Source organism: Dyadobacter sp. (assembly GCF_017744695.1).
Taxonomy (GTDB): domain Bacteria; phylum Bacteroidota; class Bacteroidia; order Cytophagales; family Spirosomataceae; genus Dyadobacter.
On the sequence record NZ_JAGIAS010000010.1, the window covers coordinates 157,691 to 181,548 of the forward strand.

Here is a 23,858-nt window from a genome sequence, read left to right on the forward strand (position 1 = left end):
AGTTGATAGAGATCTGGTTATCAACCAAAAGCGATGTCCGATCGGCTAAAAACAAATGATCCGTCGGAAATAAAAAATGCTTCCCGGAATTTCCAGGAAGCATTTTGAAACATTGGGTCGTACTATTATCTTCTGATCAAAACTTTGTGGGAAGTTTTGGATCCGTCTTTCCGGTTGATCACCAGGATGTAAGATCCCGCAGCAAGATGTTTTACGTCCACCTCGCTTTGCGGCTTCGTAGAGGTAAACGCCATCGATCCATTCGCAGCAACCAGTTGTAGCGACGTTACCTGATCCATATTGGTGGATTGGATGAACAGGCGTTCCGATACCGGGTTGGGGTATACGGTGACGAGGTCTTTGTATTCCGGTTTGGCATCCGGGATAATTGTACTTTCGATTTCTTCGCCAGCCAGTACAGGTACGCTACCTATTGGTAGGTACAGCAGATATTCCGGTACTGTACGCCAGGGTCCATATACTTGCCCTGTGAGAGCGGTTGCAAGTTCATATTTATATCGCACGCGCAATCGAGTGACCGTCCATGGCTTCTGAATGCCGCTTTTAAACTCAATGCCTTGCAGTGAGCCGAACGATGGCTGTGTATCGTCCACGATGGTACTGGTTGTGATTGGATTGTTAGGGACTTTTGAAAAACTTGTTCCGTTTTGTGTGTAATCCCACGCAAGCCGGCCATTGTTGCGTCCCAAGAAAGACGTAGGATGGATACCAACAACAACCGAACCCTGAGTCGACTGGCTATAAGTCATGGGGGTGAGGTTTGTATTATATAAACGGGTACTGTTTCGTTTATTTTTGCCAGCATACCCATCGTTGCCGAAATAGGCCCTAACTGCCCCGTTATTTGTCATTCCGCTTTGGTCTGAACCAGGAATCCCTACAATCACATCACTATATCCGTCGCCGTTCAAGTCGCCTCCCCCCGAAACAGCCTGACCGAGGTGATCCTCTACCTGTTGTCCTTTTAGAGAGACGCTGTTGGAGGTACTCAGACCGTTTTGCGATCCGTGAAAAATCCAGACTGCTCCACCATTCGCCACAGCATCATCATAATATGGGGCCCCCACAATCACATCGTCGTAGCCGTCGCCATTCACGTCACCTGCGCCGGCAACCGCCGTGCCGAATGCAGCCTCTGCCTGGTTAACTTCTATTAGCGTGTTGAAAGGTGATGCAATTCCATTCAATGATCCGTAATAGACCCTTGCAACGCCTTCATTGTTTTGGCCGTTGGTAATGCCAGGCGCGCCGACAATAATGTCGCCAAAACCGTCGCCATTGACGTCGCCGGCGTTGGAAACCGAAGCGCCGAAGCTTGCGTTGGCCGTGTTGGATTTTATTTCAACCTTGGGTACCGTACCGCCCGGAATTCCACCTACGGCACCATGCCATACGTAAAAGGAACCCTCGCCTCCACTTGACTGTCCAGCCCCGGCAATGACATCCATGAATCCGTCGCCGTTTACATCCGCGGTAGCTAAGCTGCTCCCCAATTTTGTCCCGGCGCCGGACCCATAAATGGTGGTATAATTTGCATTGGTCACCCCGCTGCCAGATCCGGGATAAATGGCGATTAGGCCTGTTTCCGACTTCAAGCCGTTTGTGGCAAGGGGAGCACTTACGATAACATCTGTAAAACCGTCCCGGTTAATATCCCCGCTGCCAACACTCGTGCCGAACAATTTATTTGAAACGGGGTAAAGTGTGGTACCGGCTGAGAGAGAACCTTGCGCATTGCCATTGTAAACGTATGCTACTCCTGTGTTCCCACCAAATGTACCTCCGGTCGCACCTATAACGACGTCGTCGAACCCGTCGCCGTTGTGGTCACCGGCACCAGCGACGGAACATCCCAACTTCGCATTCAATTGATTGGATTCCAATTTAACCATCGAGTTTGTTCCTGTTGTTGCATCCCCGAATGAAAGAAATACCGCTCCTTCTCCTACCTGGCCACCATCGAAGTTAGGTGCGCCAGCCAGAATGTCGTCCAGGCCGTCGCCATTGTAATCACCGATAATGGCAACGGAAGAGCCAAGCAGGGCACCCGATGCGGTACCACCCGAAACTCCTCTCGGAGTTGTTCCAACCGTCCCCGCGCTTCCATGAAACACAAACACCTGCCCCTCATCCGTCTGCCCATGGTCAAATGCGTAGCTGCCAATCAGTATGTCGCTATAACCATCCCCGTTCACATCCCCGGCGGAGGCAACCGCGTTGCCCAGCCAGGCATCGCCCTGATTGCTTTCAATCACGCTTGCCGCGGTAGCAGTAAGGCCAGTTGATGAACCTTGATAAACAAATGCGCCTCCTTCATGATTCTGGCCGTTGCTGAAATACCGGGCGCCCACGATCAAATCGCCGTAACCGTCGCCGTTGACATCACCCGCGCTGGCGACTGACCATCCGAATTGCGCTTCCAGCTGGTTACCTTCTATGGTGGTCGATGCAATCGTGTTAATGCCGGCTGCTCCGCCGTGGTGTATGTATACAGCTCCTTCGTTGCTCAGCCCTCCATCAAAATTGTACGCGCCAATGGCAATATCGGCGTAACCATCACCATTTACATCGCCGGCTGTGGAAACCGTGTGCCCAAAGCGGGAGTCAGCTTGTGTCGACTGGATAATCTGCGGCTGTGACGCAGTAACGGGAGTGGAATTGAGGTTGCCTTTGAAAACAAATGCGGCACCTTCGTTGGTTTTGTTCTGGTTGATGTCATAAAGTCTCGCCCCGATCACAATGTCACTGGCTCCGTCGGCATTAATATCTCCGGCACCGGCGACGGCATATCCGAACATCGCATCGGCCTGATTGGATTCGAGGATTTCTGTCTTTGCCGGATCGTAGCCGTTATTGGACCCATAATAGAGGAACGCAACCCCTTCGTTCGTTTGGTCTTTGTCGTACATATGCGAACCCACCAGGAAATCGCTCCATCCGTCGGAATTGACATCGCCTGCCATGGCTACTGAAATACCAAATTGTGCTTCGGCCTGGTCCGATTGAAAGGTCACGTAATTGGCGGCGTTAATACCTATCGGAGCTGTTACCGGGTCTATTGGCCCTCCGAAATACAGGAATGCGGCACCCTCGCTGTTTTGGGCAGGGCTGTCTTCCCAGAAAGGCGACCCGACGATAACATCGCTGTATCCGTCCTTATTAACATCCCCGGCGCTGGAAACCGAATAGCCCATTTGTGCAAAGGGTTGATTTCGATTAAGCCTTTGCGCACTAAGAGTAACCCCGGTTACTGACCCTGGAAACACGAAAGCCGCACCGGCGTCTTCACCATTCCAGTCGTATTTAGGCGCGCCCACGATGATATCGCTATATCCATCCTTGTTTACATCCCCTGCGCTGGCAACGGAGTAGCCCAGCCATGCATAGCTCTGCTCCGATTCGAGCGTTTTGTTGACGTTGTTAGGCGTGCCGTTTGCTACAATCGGGTCGATTGTCACCGGAAACGCAGCGTCTGCAACCGATACGTTGATTTCTACATGGTCATTCACATAGGCGAGCGTAGCAGAAAGCGGTTGCTTGTTGGCGTCCCAGCAATGCAGGTCGCTGTATACGAGATAGTTTTCCGGAGCTCCTTTGGCGCCGTCGCGGTAAAAATGGATTTCGTTTTCGCTGCCGTTTCTCGCTTTGAGGCCCTTGGCCGAAAGCCGTACCTGCAAATTGCGGGTATTCTCAGGCGCTTGTTTGACAATGAAGTTCTGACGGATGCCGTCCTCGGTATTGACAAATTCCTCCGTGAAACCGGTATGATCGATCAATAACCTGTTCTCATTGTTGCTGGGTTTTGCATTGGCCTGCGCGGTAAGGATTCTCTTGCCATCGGCAAAAATGCCCTGGTTGATCAAATGCAGCTTGAAATTATGTCCCGCGGAGTCCTCGCGGTTCTGGATTGTAAACTCTCCCGGCTTATAGTATGCTCTCAGGTTTTGTTTGCGGTTGGGGCTTTGAAGCTTTTTCGTCACCTCGTCATACGAAATGTGGTACTCCTGCTGGGCGATCTTTTCTTTGATGCCTTCAATGGTTGCGGGTGAGAGCCCTGCCTGTTGTTCGCGGCTACCAGTGTTTTCCTTTAGTGAGACTTGGTCCCCGCCCCAAAAGTCTCCGGACCTGTTGCTCAAATAACCCGCTGCACCCGCCGCGAGGGCCATTGCTGCGAAGAGCATGGACTTGTAAGTGTGTTTCATCTTAAAATATGTTATGGTAAAAATAGGGTAATGGCGAATGCCAGCTTAAATTTTGCAGTTACCGGAGTCTCTCACCGAATCCGTTTAGCCTGGCGGATAGTGTAATGATTCTAAGGCAAAAAAGCGGCCTTCCGGGAATCCGGAAGGCCGCTTTGGCATGATATACGGGGTGGTTATTTCTTTACAACGACTTTATGCGAGCTCTGAGTGCCGTCCCGCCGCGTGACTTGGAGCACATACATTCCCGGAGCCAGGTTTCTTACATCCACTTCTGTTGCCCCGCTTTGCGATTGGTAGCTCAGTTTTCCATCCGGGGTCAGGAGTCGGACCGAACGGATCTGATCCGCCTTTTCCGTTCGGATGTACAGCCTGTCTGAAACGGGGTTGGGGTAGGTGATAATGGATAGCCCAGCGTTTTCGTTGTCGATGGCTGTTGTTTTTCTCCGGATGGTTTCCGCCATGGCGTCTTCCGGTACCGGAGCGTTGTTGTATCCTGCGAGTTGCGATTGCAGGTACCGCCACGGACCGTACATCTGGCCGGTGAGGGCGAGTACGGGTGAATAGCGCACGCGTACACGGAGTTTGGTGGCAACGGGGGTTTTGGCAATACTGCCTCCAAGCGTAGTCGAAATGCCCGTCAGGGCGGTGAAGGTGCTGGCGCCGGTAAATAGATTACTCGTCGTGATGGGATTGCTGCCGACTTTGGAAAAAGGAACTCCCGGCCCCATGGTTTCCCAGACAAACTTGCCTTTATTTTTTCCAATAAATGATTTGGCAGATAGCGTAGCTACAAAATTGGCTAGGCTGAACTGGTTATGATTGAGCGGAGTGACCAGATCGCCGTTGAAAAGGCGGACATTGTTTTTCAGGCCCTTGCCATTATTGCCGTAAAGAACCACTGCCGCGCCGACATCGTTGGTCTGGTTGTAATTGGCATGCGGAGCACCGACGATAATATCGCTGTATCCGTCGCCATTGACATCGCCTGCCCCGGAAACAGCAGTTCCCAATTCCGCATTGCCCTGGTCACTCTCAAAGCTGAATGAAGCCGTTAGTTTGACGCCGTTGGGCGAGCCATGGAAAACATATATTTTCCCTTCGTAGTCAACTCCGTTTGAAAAACTTTTGGCGCCTACAATCACATCGGAATATCCGTCACCATTTACATCGCCAGCACTTTTGACCGCCGTGCCGAAAAGTGCACCAGGAACGTTTGCTTCCAGAACAAACGGGGCCGGATTGGCCTCGCTGATTCCGTTGCCCGTACCATAGTATACGATGGCGACTCCCTCGTCTGGTTCATTTTTGTTGTAGCCGGGAGCGCCGACAATAATATCGCTGTAACCATCGCCATTGATGTCACCAGCCCCGGAAACCGACGTGCCCATACTCGCTTCGTCTTGATTACTTTGAAGGATTTTGGGATTATTGGAGATAATTCCCTGTGCTGAACCGTGGAATATAAACGCCGCTCCCTCGGCCTGCTGCCCGGATGTATAGTTAATGGCCCCCGCCACGATATCCCCATACCCATCGCCATTCACATCACCCGCCGACGAAACATCCTCGCCAAGTGATGTATTTTGAAGGTTTGATTCGATAATTGCAGGATTGGTAGGGCCACTGAGTGATCCGTAGTAAACAAAAATGGCTCCTTCCAGCGTTTCCCCAGCGCCATAATTCGGGGCCCCGATGACAATGTCGGCATAGCCATCGCGGTTCACGTCGCCCGCACCCGACACCGATGCGCCAAAATAGGCATTTGCCAGGTTGTTATCCAACAGGATGCTCGACCCCGCGTTGATCCCTGAACTGGAACCGTAGTACAGAAATGCGACTCCCTCGTCAGACTGGCCATTGTCATATTTGGGAGCTCCTATGAGCACATCGGCATACCCGTCCCCATTCACATCCCCGGCGCCCGAGACCGACGAACCGAACCAGCTATCGGCTAATTTTTTACTTAAAATCAGTTTATTATTTGGATCTATATCGGTTGGTGAACCATAATATACGACGGCGATCCCTCCGGAGGTTCCGTTATAATCATATTCCGGCGCACCAACGATTACATCATCAAATCCATCGCTGTTCACATCCCCGGCGCTCGCCACGGAATAGCCCATCCCTGCACCCGGAACGGTACCTGAAAGCACCGCGGCATCTTCAGTGCCAATTCCCTTTGGGCCACCGTGGTATACAAAGACATGCCCCTCATCTTTCTGACCGTTGTCAAAAGTATAGCAGCCGACCAGGATATCGCTATATCCATCCCCGTTCACATCTCCCGCACTCGCAACGGCAGTACCGAACCAGCCGTCGATTTGGTTGCTTTCCAGTGTGGAAACCGGGTTGTAACCCACCCCGTATTTAAAACCGTAATACACGAATACAGCACCTTCGTTGAATTGGCCGTTGTCGTAATACTGAGCACCTATGAGAATATCGGAATAACCATCGCCATTCACATCGCCTGCGCAGGCGATGGAGGAACCTAGCTGTGCGTTCGTTTGATAACTTTTGGAAATTTTATACGAAAATGCTTGAATTCCTGTCGCCGAGCCCAAATGGAGAAAAACCGCTCCTCCGTCCTCGTACGTGATACCTTCCTGGTGTTCATCATACAAATAAGCACTAATCAAAATATCACTATACCCATCTCCATTCACATCCCCAGCCGAACTTACCTTATTACCCATTGCAGCGTTCAATTGATTACCCTCAATAACTGCCGGATTGTTAGTATCCAGGCCGCTGGCGGTTCCGCGATAGACAAAAGCCGCCCCTTCCCCCGCCTGGCTCGGATCACTGGCATAAAAACGGGCTCCCACTATCACATCGCCAAAGCCATCGCCATCTACATCCCCTGCTCCGGCGACGGAGTAGCCGAAATGGGCATTAGGCTGATTGGCTTCGAGCGTGACGAGTTTGGTGTTTAAATCCCCGTTTGCGCTACCGTGGCAAAGGGCAACGGTACCTTCCTTGATCTGTCCATTCGAGTCCTGGTGGGCACCTATCAATACGTCGCTATATCCATCGCCATCCACATCTCCCGCAGTGGCCACCGCTATGCCGGTTAAAGCTTCCGGGTTTACGTTTTTGGTGTAGGTGTAGCTCGTGATTACGGCCTGAGGAGCAAAAAAAGTACCGGACCCCAGGTAAAGTTTCGCCGCTCCCTGGTTAGTTTGGGCACCGTCGTAATATGGAATTCCTACCAGCACATCGCTAAATCCGTCCCCATTAAAATCCCCTGCGCTGGAAACCGAGTATCCCATTTCGGCATCTTTCTGGTTACATTCCAAAGTTACAGCGGTTAATGTCAATCCGCTCGGACCACCTTTATAGACAAAAGCCGCACCTTCATTGTCCTGGCCCAGGTCATAATGCGGTGCGCCCGCAATCACATCACTGTATCCGTCCCCATTCACATCACCCGCGCTCGATACCGAGAAGCCCAGCCACATATAGCTCTGGTTGATTTCCAGTACTTTGTTGGCATTCTGCGGGGTACCGTTGGCGATGATCGGATCAATGGTGACAGGGTAGGCGGCATTGGCTACGTCCACGCTGATCCGGATGCGGTTGTCCACGTACGCGAGCGTCGCATTTAGCGGCTGTTTATTGGCGTCCCAGCATTGGAGGTCGCTGTACACGAGCTCGTTGCGGGTTTGTCCGTCAGCCGCTTTGGAGTAGAAGCGCAGCTCGTTGGCGGAACCTTGTTCTACTTCAAGGCCTTTTGCCATCATCCTTATCTGCAACTGACGGGTGCCAGCGGGGGCATTTTCAATGATGAAATTCTGGCGGACGCCGTCTTCATTGTTGATAAATTCCTCTGTAAATGCTTCATGGGCGATCTGTACTTTGTTTTCATGATGTGCAGTTTTTGCATGGGTTTCCGGCTTGTGGAGCAGCTTGCCGTCGGCAAATACGCCTTCATTCACCAGTTGTAACTTGAAACCCCGGCCTTTGGTATCGACGCGGGTCTGGACGGTAAGCTTGCCGGGCTGGTAATAGGCCCGGAGGTTGTGCGCCCGGTTGGGGCTTTGCAACATGTTCATTCGTTCATCATAAGAGATGTGGTACTCCTGCTTTTCAAGCATACTGCGGATATCCGACAAATTGGAATCGGATACAGGCAATGCGGAGGTCGGCTGAGTTGCGGCGTTTTGTATTACGGAACCGCCGATGCGGTCGAGCACGTGGAGACCGGCAGTCAACGCTGCTAAAATGACTCCCACGCACACAACGTACCTGTAACGACTTTTCATAGTGCGAAATATTTAAAGGTGAAACAATCGGTTAATGGCTGAATGCCTGTATCAATTTTGCCGATCTGCCCATACTGATTTTAAACCGTTTAGCTGCCGGATGACAGATAATGAGTGCCCGGCATGGAGTGCCCGGCAAGGAGTGCCCGGCATGCGATGCGCGGCATGCGATGCCCGGCATGCAGAATGAAAAAACGCCTCCCCACGGCACGGGGGAGGCGCTGGGAGAAGATTATCGCCGGATCAGTATCCTGTGCGAAGTAGCTGTGCCGTTGGCCCGGTTGAGCATCAGGACGTAAACACCGCCGGGAAGTTTGCTTACGTCAATGTCTTCTTCATACCGCTTCGATTGAAAAACCACCGTTCCGCTGGTGTTGTACAGCCGGGCTCCGCGAATATCGGAAGGGTCGGCCACCTGAACAGACAACCGGTCCGAAGCCGGGTTCGGGAACACAGAAACGGAAGTTTCAATTTCGGGTTCCGCTTTTCTTTTGATGGTTTCAGCCACGGTGTCTTCAGGTACCGGGGCGTTGTTGTACCCTGCGAGTTGCGATTGCAGGTACCGCCACGGGCCGTACATCTGGCCCGTAATCGCCAGTACAGGTGAATAACGCACGCGCACACGGAGTTTGGTGGCAACAGGGGTTTTGGCAATACTGCCTCCCAGCGTAGTCGAAATGCCGGTCAGGGCGGTGAAGGTGCTGGATCCGGTAAACAGGTTACTGGTAGTGATGGGATTGCTGCCGACTTTGGAAAAAGGAACTCCCGGCCCCATGGTTTCCCAGACAAACTTGCCTTTATTTTTTCCAATAAATGATTTAGCAGATAGCGTAGCTACAAAATTGGATAGGCTGAATTGATTATGATTGAGTGGCGTGACCAGGTCGCCGTTGAAAAGGCGGACATTGTTTTTCAGGCCCTGGCCATTATTACCGTAAAGAACCGTTGCCGCGCCGACATCGTTGGTCTGGTTGTAATTGGCATGCGGAGCGCCGACGATGATGTCGCTATACCCATCGCCGTTTACATCGCCCGCGCCGGAGACGGAGAAACCGAGTTTTGCATTGTCCTGATCGCCTTCGAAATTAAATGACGCTGTTGGTTTGATACCGGTAGGAGAACCATGAAAAACAAATACTTTTCCCTCATTGGCTTGCCCGTTTTCAAAGATGCTTGCGCCTACTACTACATCTGCGTAACCATCCCCGTTAACGTCTCCTGCACTTTTGACAGAGCAGCCCATTCGGCTAAACCCTGAATTTGATGCAAGTATGCCGGGATTTAACTCGTTAATCCCAGCACTTGCTCCGTAGTACACGAGTGCAGCACCTTTGTTATTATTCACGGGAGAACCGATAATGATATCCCCATACCCGTCGCCATTTACATCCCCCGCAGCGGAAACCGACGCGCCGAAACGGGCGCCAACCTGGTTGCTCTGCAATACCTTTCCACCAACTTCGATCCCCGCAGATGAGCCGTAAAATACGTAAGCGGCACCTTCTTCGGCCTGCCCCATGCTGCTATCGTCCGCTCCAGCAATAATGTCGGCATATCCATCACCATTGATGTCCCCGCCCGACGAGACGGACGAACCAAAATTTGCATCGGGTTCAGTGCCCGGTATCGTTACGGGACTAGCCGGACCACTGCTGCTGCCTGAATAGACATAAACAGCGCCAAAGGTGGCCTGTCCAGCCGAAATCCCGGGAGCTCCGACAATTAGATCAGCATAACCATCACGGTTGATATCGCCGGCCCCCGAAACAGTATAGCCAAACATGGAATCGGCGGTATTGTTCTCAAGGGTCTTGCTGGAAGCCTGACTGACACCTGAATTAGAACCGTAATATACAACAGCGATTCCCTCGCCGGATTGACCATTATCGTATGCATTTGCCCCTACAACGACATCGTCATAACCATCTCCATTCACATCGCCAGCCCCGTTAACCGATATTCCAAAGTTAGCACCTGCCTGATTTTTGCTCAACATAGTCTGGTTACCCAGTACAATCCCATTCACAGAGCCATAGTATACGATAGCGACGCCACCAGTTGTCCCATTAAAATCAAACTCCGGTGCTCCTAGAATTACATCGTCGAAACCATCACTGTTCACATCCCCTGCACTGGCAACAGAATAGCCCATCATCGCGCCGGAAACACTGCCCGAAAGCGTCACGGCGTCCTTCGTACCAATTCCTTCTGCTCCGCCGTGGTAAACAAATACGTGCCCTTCATCCGTTTGCCCGTTGTCAAAAGTGTAGCAGCCCACTAGAATATCGCTGTAACCGTCCCCGTTTACATCCCCTGCGCTGGAAACCGCCGTACCGAACCAGCCGTTGGCCTGGTTGCTTTCCAGGATGGAAGCTGGTTTATCGACTTTGCCGTACTTTGAGCCGTGATGGACAAATATGGCGCCTTCGTTGAATTGACCATTATCGTAGTACTCAGCGCCTACCAGAATGTCGGCATAACCATCACCATTCACATCTCCCGCACAGGAGATTGAAGAGCCCATGTGGTCGTTTTGATGACCACCAGAAAAGATGTCGTATTTTTGTGGATCGATACCCGTGGGCGATCCATAGTGTAGTTGCACCTGCCCTTCATCGGTAAACAGCCCATCTTTCAGATAAGCACTTATGAGAATATCACTATATCCATCCCCATTCAGATCCCCGGCCGAGCTTACTTTATTGCCCATGGCGGCGTTGTACTGGTTGCCTTCAATGATTACCGGATTATTCTTATCTAGGCCGTTTGCACTTCCGCGGTAGACAAATGCTGCTCCTTCCGCGTCCTGGCCCTGGCCATTGGTATAGTACCGGGCGCCTACGATGACGTCGCCGAACCCATCGGCATCGACATCTCCTGCGCCAGCGACAGAGTAGCCGAACATGGCTCCCGCCACATCCGGATGAAGGTACTGCTCCATTTTCCCATTTATAGGAGCGCCATAATAAACAGCTACGAAACCGGATTTTTCACCATTTTGATTTAAGTCAGCCAGATGGGCTCCGATAATAACATCACTAAATCCATCGGCATCAATGTCGCCGGCAGAAGCGACAGATATACCGTAGCAACCACCGGATTCAGCCGTTGGAAAGGTCAATGGAACAGAGTTGGCAGGAATGCCTTGTGCAGAACCATAATATAATCTTGCCAATCCGTTGTCTTTCCCTCCGCCTAAGTCGTAGTACGGAATCCCCACCAATACATCGCTATACCCGTCCCCATTAAAATCCCCGGCTGTCGAAACGGAATATCCCATTTTAGCACCCGCCTGATCGCATTGAAGTATTACCGCGCCTGCCAGTATCCCGGATGCTGAGCCTGGGTATATAAATGCGGCACCTTCGTTATCCTGTCCGAGATCATACTGCGGGGCACCCACGATGATATCACTATATCCGTCCCCGTTCACATCCCCCGCGCTCGAAACCGAGAAGCCCAGCCACATATAGCTCTGGTTGATCTCGAGAACCTTATTAGCATTCTGTGGCGTACCGTTGGCAATAATCGGGTCAATAGTGACAGGATAGGCGGCACCAGCGACATCCACACTGATCTGGATGCGATTATCCACGTAGGCAAGGGTTGCATTCAGTGGCCGCTTGTTGGCGTCCCAGCATTTGAGGTCGCTGTACACGAGTTCGTTGCGGGTTCCTCCATCGGGTGTTTTGGAATAGAAGCGGAGTTCGTTGCCGGAGCCTTGTGCTACCCGGAGGCCGTTTACGGACATTTTTACCTGCAATTGCCGGGTGCCTTCCGGGGCGCTTTCGATAATGAAGTTCTGGCGTACGCCATCTTCGTTGTTGATAAACTCTTCGGTGAATGCGCTGTGGGTGATCTGTACTTTGTTTTCATGGTGCTGGGCTTTCGCGCTGGCTTGCGGGATATACAGCAGCTTCCCGTCGGCGAATACACCTTCATTCACCATCTCAAACTTGAAGCCCTGACCGGTGGTGTTCGCGCGGGTCTGGACGGTGAGTTTGCCGGGCTCGTAGTAGGCACGAATGTTGTTGCTGCGGTTGGGGCTTTGCAGCTTTTTCTTCTGCTCATCGAAGGAAATGTGGTATTCCTGTTTTTCCAGCGACTTGCGAATATCTGACAGGGTTGTTTCGGACAGGGCTGCCTGCGGCATTTCCGCGGGTAATGCGGAGGCTGTCCTTGTTTTGGAAGGGTTTCGTGGAAGTGACCGGCTGAGGCGGTCGAGTGCGTGAAAACCGGCAGCGAATGCGGCCAAAACCATTCCGACGTACAGAATGGGCATGTAACGACTTTTCATAGTTTGAAAAACTTTAAGTGAAACAATCGATTACAAGGAGGGGTACGCGGAGCACTTGCGTAAATTTTACCTATGTTTCAAAAGTGATTTCAAACCGTTTATTCGCCGGGTGGAATGGAATGAGTAGACGGGACGGAGCACCCGAAATGGCATAAAAAAAACGCCTCCCCACGGCACTGGGGAGGCGTTTAAGTGAAGAGTTATCGCCGGATCAAAATCCTGTGCGAGGTAGGTTTGCCGTTGGCCCGATCGAGCATGAGGATGTAAATACCTCCGGGAAGTTTGCTTACGTCAATATCTTTTTCGTATCGCTGCGATTGGAAAACAGGCGTCCCGCTGGTGTTATACAGCCGTGTCGCGCGGATGTCGGAAGGGTCTGCTACCTGAACAGACAGCCGGTCCGAAGCCGGGTTGGGGAAAAGGGAAATGGATGATTCAACTTCCGGTTCCGCCTTTCTTTTGATGGTTTCGGCCATGGCTTCTTCCGGTACCGGGGCGTTGGTGTAGCCGGCAAGCTGGCTTTGTACGTAGCGCCACGGGCCGTACATCTGGCCGGTGATGGCGAGGACGGGGGAGTAGCGGACGCGTATACGGACACGGGTGCTGATACCTTCTTTTTCGGCGTTTGTCTTAACTTCAATTCCGGTCAACGGCGGCACAAATAAGGTTGAAACACCATTATATTCCGTGCTAGTTGTAATAGTATTGTTCCCGATTTTTGAAAACGGAATTCCACAGATCTTTGTCTCTGTTACTACTCTAAGCCTTCCTAATCCAAGAAATGATTTTGCAAATAAGGACACATTAAAGTTTTGAGTATTGAAATTACCATGGTTAATTGGAGTTGTGGTACCATCGTTGTAAAGCCGAACATTATTTCGCAGCCCTTTACCATTGTTTCCATAGTAGACAAAGGCGGCGCCCACATCAAGCGCGTTCCCATTGTCGAAGCCTGGTGCACCGACAAGAATGTCACTATATCCGTCACCATTGACATCTCCGGCACCTGCCACAGCTCTACCTAGCAATTGATTGGCGATATTGCTTTCGATATTGAATGAGCTGGTCGTTTTAATACCATTGGGTGAGCCATGAAATACATAAGCATTGCCTTCATGATTTTCGCCATTTGTAAAGTAATAGGCCCCTATGATCACGTCGCTGTACCCATCGCCATTCACGTCTCCTGCGCTGCTGACAGATGATCCAAAGTAAGCGCCAGCGACGTTTGATTCCAGTAAAGTTGGAGCTGGGCTGACGTCATTGATGCCTCCGAGGGTTCCGTAATAAACTTTCGCCGCCCCTTCATTAGCTTCATTGTTGTCGTAATAGCGCGCGCCAACAATTACATCGCCTAACCCATCACCATTTACATCCCCGGCGGAAGCTACGGAATAGCCGAAATTGGCGTCGATCTGGTTGCCTTCCAGACGTTTCTCGTACGTTGCATCTACTCCCGCAGATGAACCGTGATAAATGTAGGCAGATCCTTCACCTTGTTCTCCAATAGCTGCTCCCCAGGCGCCTACAATTACGTCGCTGTACCCATCTCCGTTCACATCACCCGCAGACGACACTGCTTCTCCAAAATGAGTATTGGTGAATCCAGTGAGAAAGGTTGGATTGCCGGGGCCGTTCATTCCACCCAAGTAGACGACCGCCACGCCTTGTGCGATATATGTCGGTGCACCGATAATAATATCCGCATACCCGTCACGATTTACATCGCCCGCACCGGCAACCGAGAAACCGTAATCAGCATCAGCCTTATCTGCCTGGCATATAAAGGGTGCGGCATTTTGGTCGATTCCTGATGCGGAGCCAGGGTAAAAGAATACAACGCCCTCATTACTTTGGCCATTCGTGTATTCCTTGGCGCCTACCAGTACGTCGTCATAACCATCTCCATTGATATCACCGGGGCCTGCCACGGAGCCTCCAAAATAAGAGTTCACCTGGTCTTTTTGCAGTTTACTGTTGTAAACATTGGTGGTCAATCCTGTAACAGATCCGTGGTAGACAAAGGCTACTCCTTCGCTACTTTGCCCGTCATCAAAATACGGTGCGCCAATGATTACGTCGCCATAACCATCGCCATTCACATCACCAGCGCTCGCTACTGAAAGACCCATTTGAGCCCCTGTTTTGCTGTTGGTTATCACGCCTGCATCCTTCGTCCCAATCCCTTCCGCTCCGCCATGATAGACAAACACATGCCCTTCGTCTTTCTGTCCGTTGTCGAAGGTATAGCAGCCAATAACGATATCACTGTACCCATCACCATTCACATCTCCGGCGCTTGCTACCGCGGTGCCAAACCAGCCGTCAACCTGGTTGCTTTCCATTGTCGCGACGGGTTCACCAAATATGCCGTCTTTCGAGCCAAGATAGACAAACACGGCGCCTTCGTTAAACTGCCCGTTGTCGTGGTACTGGGCACCGAGCAGGATATCGGAGTATCCATCGCCATTTACATCGCCTGCGCAGGCGACTGAGGAGCCCATGTTATCGTTATTATTTCCGTAGAAGATTCTGGCTGGTTGTTGTTGTGAGCTAATACCGGTTGAAGAGCCGAGGTACAGGCTTACCCTGCCGTTGTCTTTATTGCCCGGATCGTCAAATAGATAGGCGCTGATAAGCACATCGCTATACCCATCCCCATTCACGTCCCCTGCCGAGCTTACTTTGTTACCCATGGCGGCGTCGTATTGGTTGCCTTCTATGATCGTCGGACTGCCTTGCAAGCCGCCGCTGCCTCCCCGGTAAATAAAAGCCGCACCTTCCTGTTCCTGGCCCTGGCCGTTGGTGTAAAACCGGGCACCGACGATGATATCGCTGTATCCATCCGCATCAATATCCCCCGCAGAAGCAACAGAATAGCCGAATTTGGCATTAGGCTGATCAATTTGGAGATATGCGAAATCAGAAAACATATTCCCATTGGCACTGCCGTAACACACGGCCACAGTTCCCTCCTTGGTTTGTCCCTGCGCATCGTGAATTGCACCGATGAGTACATCACTGAATCCGTCACCGTCGATATCACCCGCAGTCGCTACGGAGACTCCCATTAGAGCACCGGCATGGCCGTTGCTAAAATTGTAACTGGTAATTGCCGCTTGCGGATTAAAGAATGTACCGGAACCGAGATAGAGGTTTACCCTTCCAGCGTCGACTTTATCCTCATCGTAATAGGGTATCCCAACCAGTACGTCGCTAAATCCATCCCCGTTGAAGTCCCCCGCACTTGCGACAGCGCGTCCCATTTGGGCACCAATCTGATTGGATTGAAGGGTTACTGCGGTTGCGGTTAATCCGCTCGCATGGCCCATGTACACAAATGCCCCACCTTCGTTATCCTGGCCCAGGTCGTACTGCGGAGCGCCGACGATCACGTCACTGTAACCGTCCCCGTTCACATCCCCGGCACTTGAAACCGAGAAGCCCAGCCACATATAGCTCTGGTTGATCTCGAGAACCTTATTCGCATTCTGCGGTGTACCATTCGAAATAATCGGGTCAATGGTGACCGGATAGGCGGCATTAGCCACGTCCACGCTAATCTGGATTTGATTATCCACGTGAGCGAGCACCGCATTCAGCGGCTTTTTGTTCGCGTCCCAGCATTTCAGGTCGCTGTATACCAGTTCGTTGCGGGTTTGTCCGTCCGCTGTTTTGGAGTAGAAGCGTAGTTCATTGCCGGTGCCCTGTTCCACTTTAAGCCCTTTGGCAGTCATTTTTACCTGCAACTGGCGAGTGCCTTCGGGGGCATTTTCGACAATGAAGTTCTGGCGAACACCGTCTTCGTTGTTGACAAACTCCTCGGTGAATGCACTGTGACTGATCTGCACTTTGTTTTCATGGTGCTCGGCTTTCGCGGTGATTTCAGGGGCATAGAGTAACTTCCCGTCGGCGAATACGCCTTCATTCACCAGTTCCATTTTGAAACCCTGGCCGGTCGTGTCGACGCGCGTCTGGACGGTCAGCTTACCGGGTTCATAGTAGGCCCGGATGTTGTTCCTGCGGTTGGGACTTTGCAGCTTTTTCTTTTGTTCGTCGTAGGAGATGTGGTACTCCTGTTTTTCCAGTGAACTGCGAATGTCTGCCAAAGTGGCTTCGGAAACGCCGGTCGGCAATGCGTCTGCGGTTTGTGCGACCGCTTTGGGGTGAGTTGGAGCGACGCGGTGGCTTTTGTGCCAGAGCCCCAACCCGAGGAGAGATGTCCCGGCCAGGGCAACCGCCATGGCCCGTTGATAAATCTTTTTCATACTCGTGTGTATTGAATGTTTTGGATTTTGGGAATATTCCCGCGCCCAAATTTTGTGAGAGCGTCCATTAAAAGAGCTAAGCGATTATTCTCTGGTGAAAATCGCTTAGCTCGTGGTTCGTTGATATTCAGAAAGTAGCCGCCGGATAATTAGTGCAGCACAATGGCGTGGCTGCTTTCGCTGGCGTCGGCGTAACGGATGCGCAGGATGTAACGACCGGGACGGATTTCTTTTAAATCCAGTTTTTCCAGAACGCCTTTCCAATTCCGGATTACCAAACCGTCGGTTGTTATCAATGCGGATTCCGAGATTGTCGTGTTCCTTTTACTTTTAATGTTCAATACCGATGCCGCCGGATTGGGATATACGTAGGTAGTTCCGGCAGTGTCTTCTGTGGACTTGCTGCTGGAAATACGTGGGGCAGGTGCGCTGGTTGCTCCTGTCATTGACCCGGAAATGTATCGCCACGGGCCGTAGACCTGCCCCGTCAAAGCAAGAGCGGGGCTGTATTTGATTCTAACCCTCAGGTTTGTCGCCGGGCCTTGTTTAAGGACCTTGCTTTTGAGTTCGGAGCCGGTGAGGTTATAGTATCCTTTTTGAGAACCGTTGTAGAAAGTGCTGTTGAAAAGCAGGCCATTGGCACCCGTCGAAAATCCTTGTCCGGCCGGAAGCGCTTCCCAGACTAATCTTCCTTCGTTTACTCCCAGAAAGGACCTCGAAAATAATCCAATTCCGAAATCACTTTTGCTGTGCTGCTGGTAATTCAGCAATGTGGCAAGATCCGAGTTATAAAGACGGATGTTGTTGCGCAATCCTCTGCCATTATTCCCGTAATAAACAAATGCTGCATCCGCGTCAGTCTGTCCGGAACTAAAATTGGGAGATCCTATGATCATATCACCATACCCGTCCGCATTCACGTCTCCGGCGGCCGCCACCGCCCATCCGAAGAAATCATAGGCATCGTTGGGATTACCGGTGATCCGTTGCGGACTCGGGGCGATTCCTGTGGGTGACCCATAGTAAATGAGCGTAAGCCCGGTAAGTACCGAGATGTTTTCATCGATAAACCAAGGCTCACCAACTACCACATCACTAAAGCCGTCGCCATTGAGGTCGCCGGCGCCCGCTACTGACTCGCCCATGGCCGCGGCCATGCCTGTCTCATGCGCGTACAGATGCGTGACATTGGCCTGCGTTATACCTGTTGCCGAGCCGTAGTAAACATCCACCGCGCCGTCGCCGTTATCATAACCGTGCGCCCCGATGACCAGATCGTGAAAGCCGTCGCCATTTACGTCGCCCGCACCAGCTACATCCCAGCCGAAATGCGCCTGGTCTTGCGTGCCTTTGATGCAATCCAGTGTAAGTGAATCCAACGATTTTGCTTTCCCATAACCTATAAAGGCCGCTCCTGCATCGTAATCTCCAAGGCTGTACGCCCCCGCAACGATGTCGTCGAGCCCGTCGCCGTTCAAATCGCTGGCAGAAGATACGGCATTACCAAGGCGCGCGTCTTCCTGGTCACTTTCGATGATCCGTAGCCCGGCGGTGTTCGGGCCGGCGGATGAGCCAGGAAATATGTAAAGTGCGCCTTCTTCGGACTGGCCATTGGAATAATTCATCGCGCCAATCACTATTTCGGAAAAACCGTCATCATCGAGGTCGCCGGCGTGGGCTACGGCGCATCCGAACCACGCGCCGGTTTTATTACTTTCCAGCTTCGTGGGGATAGCATGGATGCCTGCCGGTGAGCCGAAGTAAACAAATGCGGCACCTTCTTCATCTTCACCGTTGTCATAATGCATGGCACCAATGACGATGTCGCCGTAACCATCCCCGTCGATATCCCCGGCTGCGGAAACGGATGTACCAAAGCCGGCGTCCGCCTGATCGGCTTCGAGCATATGGGCCGGGACTTTGCCAATACCGTCCGGTGTTCCTCTGAATACGAATGCTACACCCTCGTCCGGTTGGCCATTGTCATAATGCGGCGCACCGACGATCACGTCGTCATAACCGTCCCCATCGATATCGCACGCTCCCGAAACGGAATAGCCCAATGCGGATTCCGGTTGGCCGGAGGTTAACATGGTATTGACCGCCGCGTTAGGACCGGACGGGCTTCCGTGCCAGATCATCACTGCTCCCTCGTTGTTTTGCGCCTGGTCGTAAAGATGCGAACCAATGATGATGTCACTGAACCCATCGCCGTTCACATCGCCGGCACTTCCGAGCGACTGGCCCAGATATGCATTAGCCTGGTTGCTTTTGAAGATAGATGCGGGTTTTTTATTAACAACTGCCTGTATTCCACAGAAAAGCATTACTGTGCCTTCATTGAGGATATTCTTGCCTTGCATTCGGCCCGCAATCAGAATATCGGCATAACCATCACTTTCTACATCCCCCGCGCAGGCGACCGCGCGACCGAATTCCTCTTCCATTTGCTGTCCTGTGAGAGCGATTGAAGTGTTGGCATTGATCCCGTTTGCGGAACCGAGATGAATTTTGACCAAACCCTGGTCGGGATATAGCTTGTCGTAATGCGGGGCTCCGAGGATGATATCGGAAAAACCGTCGCCGTTGAGATCGCCGGCGGATGCCAGCGAGGCACCCAGGTGCGCGTCGGCCTGGTCACTTTGTATGATGGTTGGGACCAATGATATGCCCTGTACGCTGCCCAGGTAAACAAATGCGGCTCCTTCGTTGGCTTCTCCCTGATCGTAGAACGGCGCTCCGACAAGCACATCACTAAAACCATCGGCATTAACATCCCCGGCTCCGGCCACCGAAGTGCCCATTCCGGAGACAGACTGGTTCACTTCCAGAATAGTGACTTTGTTAGGGGCGATACCTCCTTTATCACCATAATAAACAAATGCGGCGCCTTCATTTAATTGCCCATTATCGAATTCACGGGCGCCAACGATCAGATCGCTGTGGTTGTCGTTGTTGACATCGCCGGCCAGTGCAACAGCTATGCCGAATTGCGCTTCAAACTGATTCCCTTCCAGCATTACCACAGGGTTGGGTTTTACTCCTTTGGGAGATCCGAGGTGAATAAACACCACGCCTTCATTCGGTTGTCCATTGTCAAAAAATGGCGCACCCAGCGCGATGTCGCTGAAACCATCCGCGTTGATATCGCCTGCACTTGAAACGGAATAACCCATTTCGGCGTGAGCCTGGTTACTTTCCAAAAGCGCAGGTATTGGATTGAGCCCGTTGGCAGAACCATAATAGAGAAATGCGGCACCCTCATTATCCTCGCCGTTGTCGTAATGTGGGGCACCGGCCAGCACATCGCTATACCCATCCGCGTTGACATCCCCGGCGGAAGCTACTGAAAAGCCCAGCAAGGCATCGGCTTGTGCGGACGTGAATAATGCGTTGGCGTTGCCCGGATGGCCATTCACGACAATCGGATCGATCGTCACCGGATAGGCGGCACCACGCACATTGACGGTGATCCGAATTTCCTGATCCTTAGCCGTTAGCCGGGCGGTGAGCGGCTGGTTTTCAGCATCCCAGCATTCGAGGTCCCGGTAAATAAGTTGGGGATGAGCCTTGTCGCCTTTTGAAAAGAAAAGCAGCTCATTGGGGGTATCGCTATTCTGAACGCTCATTCCATTAACATGCAGCTTGACAGTCAGTTCGTTCGTTCCTTCCGGTGCCCATTCGATCATGAAGTTTTGTCTTACCCCATTTTCATTATTGATAAACTCCTCCTTGAACTTTGAATGGCGGATCAGCAACCTGTTTTCAAGCAGTTCGGGTTTCGCAGTGGGGTCGGGGCGGTGGATCAGGAGGCCGTCGGCGAGAATGCCTTCATTTTTTAATACAACTGAAAAGCCCTGGCCGGATGAATCGACGCGGTTTTGAATCGTGAGATTTCCCGGCTTGTAACAGGCGCGGAGGTTATGTTTTCGATTGGGGCTTTGGAAAACGTGCCGGGTGCGGTCGTAGGAAATGCGGTACTCGCGGGCGGCAATGGTTTCGGCGATCCCGGGTGGAATACCTGTATCGTTGCTTTTGGCGGGTTTTAGCAGACCGTCACCGGGTATTGGTTGTTTTAAAAAGATGGGAAAGAAGCTAACGCAACCCGCGTATGTGAGAAGCGCGATAACGGACGCCGCAATGGATAGCGGCAGGAGGTGTTTTCTCATGGGAAAAATTTGGATAAGGTGAAGTGTAAAACAGGGCGGCCGACCCGGTTTTCAATTTTGTACTTATCTCAAACTCTTTCCGAAAGCAATGTTCAGGTGACGCTAGTGGTTATCAAACGGCTCAAAAAAGAAAATCCCGGGAGCTGAACGCCCGGGATTTTTCTCACCGATTGAAATGCAGTATTTATTTCTGCTCCAATGCTTCCAGCATTCTTTCTGCCAGGAACTGGTTGCCTGCTTCGGTCAAATGTACGCGATCGGTGGTAAGAATGCCTTTTTCCTTGTTCTCAGGGTTGTTTTTGGTCAAATAATCCTGGAAATGCTTACGCAGATCGAGCAATTGCAGATTGTTGCGCGTCGCGATTTCGCGGATCAGTTTGGAATACTGGTTCAAGTCGCCATCCTGCTGGTTGGAATTATCATTGCGCTCGCCGATGACGGTAGGCGTACACACGATCAGGCGGATATTCTGTGCTTTCAGCTTTTTGATCAATGCCTCGTAGAACTTCACATATTTGTCGGGGTCGGTACCGGTGCCGGACGATGCTTTATGCCATACATCGTTGATACCCACATAGATAAATACGACATCCGGCTTTTTGGCTAGTACGTCGTCTTCCAGTCTTAAATAGAGGTCATATACCTTGTTGCCACCGATGCCGGCACCAATCAACTCATATTGGCTGTCCTGGCCTTTCGCTTTCAGCATTTCACCTACTTTGGTGATATAGCCGGTGGGGCTCACGCCCGCCTGGGTGATGGAATCGCCGAAGAATACGACGCGAAGAGGCTTGTCGGCACGCATGGCAAGTAATGGAAGCGCGATAACGGCAATTTGCAGCAGTTTGAAAAGTACTTTCATGGATTAGTGTTAAGTATGGATTTTGGGAAAAAGACAAGTATGGGCTGGAAATACCCTTTTTGGACCGCTGACGGCCGACCACCGACGGCCGATCTCATGATTGTTTGCGATGAAGCGGTCAGCGGTCATTCGAGTTTATCACCCGAATATCCGCCTTATCCGGGTTGTAATACAAGGTGAATGTTGCTCCGGGCCGCAATTGCGCTTCCCAATGGGTCGGAAGATTGAATTGGCGAACTTTTCCGTCAATCCAGGCTTGCACGGAAAGCGTTTCATTGCGGCGCTCGCAGGCCAGTACTTCTCCGTAAACGAATAGTTCTTCCGTTTGATCACCCAAATACACTTCCGCGGGTGTTCCGGGGCGGGCCAACTTGCCGTTTTCCATGACTGCCACCTGGTCGGCCAGGCGGAAAATTTCCCCCATATCGTGTGTCACCAGGATAACGGCAAATTCCCGTTCGCGGCGCAGTTTGAGCAATAAATCCTGCAATTGCAGCTGCATTTCGGGATCCAGGGCGGCGAAAGGTTCGTCCATTAAAAGCAGTTCCGGCTCGCGTACCAGCGCGCGGGCGAGTGCGACGCGCTGCTGTTGCCCGCCCGAGAGCTGGTTCGGTTTCCGGCTGGTGAGCTGCGTGAGGCCGGCCATTTCGAGTAAATGGCTGACCAATTCCTTGTTATGGATTTTGGGAAGGGCAAATTCCAGATTTTGCATGACGGTCATATTCGGGAACAATGCATAGTCTTGAAAAACAAACCCGATATGACGTTGCTGGGCCGGAACGTGAATGCGGCTTGCGGTGTCCAGCCATGGGTTTTTGCCAAAAGTGATCCGACCGGATTCGGGCATTGCAAGCCCTGCGATTTGCCTTAATAATGTCGTTTTTCCGGCGCCAGAAGGTCCGGTGAGTGCGAGAATGCTGTTACCGGTCAGTGCGAAATCCACTTCCATCGGTAAGATCCCGTCTGCGGTGTGCAATGTATGCCGGATATGGACTTCAAGCAGGTTGTCGGACACGGAGCAGACGGTTGTTAATGGAATAAACCAGCAGCAAAATAACGAAAGTGATCGCAAAAAGCACTATCGCATAGGCGTTGGCGGCGGGGTAGTTCAGCGCTTCCACCTCATTATAAATGGCTACGGAGGCTACTTTGGTGACGCCGGGGATATTGCCGCCGATCATCAGCACCACACCAAATTCGCCGACGGTATGGGCAAATGTGAGTACAAAGGCGGTGAGAATGGCCGGTTTACAATTGGGCAAGAGCACTTGCACGAATGTTTGCCACTCGCTTTTGCCCAGCGTGTACGATGCTTCCCGCAACGATGCCGGCAGCGATTGTAGGCCCGCGCGGATCGGGTAAACCATGAACGGAAGGCTGTATAGAATGGAGGCGATCACGAGCCCGGGAAACGAGAACACCAGCCTCAAACCGAATAGCTCTTCAACCCAGGCCCCGAACCAATGCGATGGACTGAATGCCAGTAGCAGGTAAAAGCCTATTACCGAAGGCGGCAGCACCAGCGGCATGCCGATCAGCGCCTCTATCACGCCCCGCCCCTTAAACTTCCCGAAAACCAGCCAATAGGCGATCGGCAGAGCGATCACGAGCAGCAATACGGAGGTAATGCCGGCCAGTTTTAACGTCAGGAGAATGGGTTGGGCGTTCAAGTTAATTTTGAATGATTGAATGAGTGAATGAGTGAATGAGTGAATAGTCGGGTGTTGTCAGGAATGGTCAGATGTGGTAAAGTGTTGTCAGGTGTTGTTGT

At 51.9% G+C, this 23,858-nt stretch carries 8 protein-coding genes; all 8 read right to left on the reverse strand.

The features are described from left to right. Positions 1-125 precede the first annotated feature (125 nt). The gene (locus J7619_RS28690; RefSeq protein ID WP_291207408.1) at positions 126-4,223 is read right to left on the reverse strand and encodes an FG-GAP-like repeat-containing protein; all 4,098 of its coding nucleotides are present in this window, start codon (positions 4,221-4,223) and stop codon (positions 126-128) included. A gap of 173 nt (positions 4,224-4,396) precedes the next feature. Beyond that, complete coding sequence (locus J7619_RS28695; protein ID WP_291207411.1) at positions 4,397-8,491, reverse strand: FG-GAP-like repeat-containing protein; 4,095 nt, start codon at positions 8,489-8,491, stop codon at positions 4,397-4,399. Between the two features lie 232 nt (positions 8,492-8,723). After that, the gene (locus tag J7619_RS28700; RefSeq protein WP_291207414.1) at positions 8,724-12,788 is read right to left on the reverse strand and encodes an FG-GAP-like repeat-containing protein; all 4,065 of its coding nucleotides are present in this window, start codon (positions 12,786-12,788) and stop codon (positions 8,724-8,726) included. A gap of 200 nt (positions 12,789-12,988) precedes the next feature. Beyond that, positions 12,989-17,056 carry an FG-GAP-like repeat-containing protein gene (locus J7619_RS28705; RefSeq protein WP_291207417.1) on the reverse strand — a complete coding sequence of 1,356 codons (4,068 nt, stop codon included), beginning with the start codon at positions 17,054-17,056 and terminating at the stop codon, positions 12,989-12,991. A 149-nt stretch (positions 17,057-17,205) separates the two neighbouring features. Then, positions 17,206-21,225 carry an FG-GAP-like repeat-containing protein gene (locus J7619_RS28710; RefSeq protein WP_291207420.1) on the reverse strand — a complete coding sequence of 1,340 codons (4,020 nt, stop codon included), beginning with the start codon at positions 21,223-21,225 and terminating at the stop codon, positions 17,206-17,208. 184 nt (positions 21,226-21,409) lie between these two features. After that, positions 21,410-22,087, reverse strand: coding sequence for an SGNH/GDSL hydrolase family protein (locus J7619_RS28715; protein ID WP_291207423.1), 678 nt, complete (start codon positions 22,085-22,087; stop codon positions 21,410-21,412). 118 nt (positions 22,088-22,205) lie between these two features. Further along, on the reverse strand, positions 22,206-23,102 hold the full coding sequence (locus J7619_RS28720) for a sulfate/molybdate ABC transporter ATP-binding protein (protein WP_291207426.1): 897 nt from the start codon (positions 23,100-23,102) through the stop codon (positions 22,206-22,208). Then, the gene (gene modB, locus J7619_RS28725) at positions 23,083-23,757 is read right to left on the reverse strand and encodes a molybdate ABC transporter permease subunit (RefSeq protein WP_291207429.1); all 675 of its coding nucleotides are present in this window, start codon (positions 23,755-23,757) and stop codon (positions 23,083-23,085) included. Before modB ends, J7619_RS28720 begins: the two co-directional genes overlap by 20 nt. Positions 23,758-23,858 lie beyond the last annotated feature (101 nt).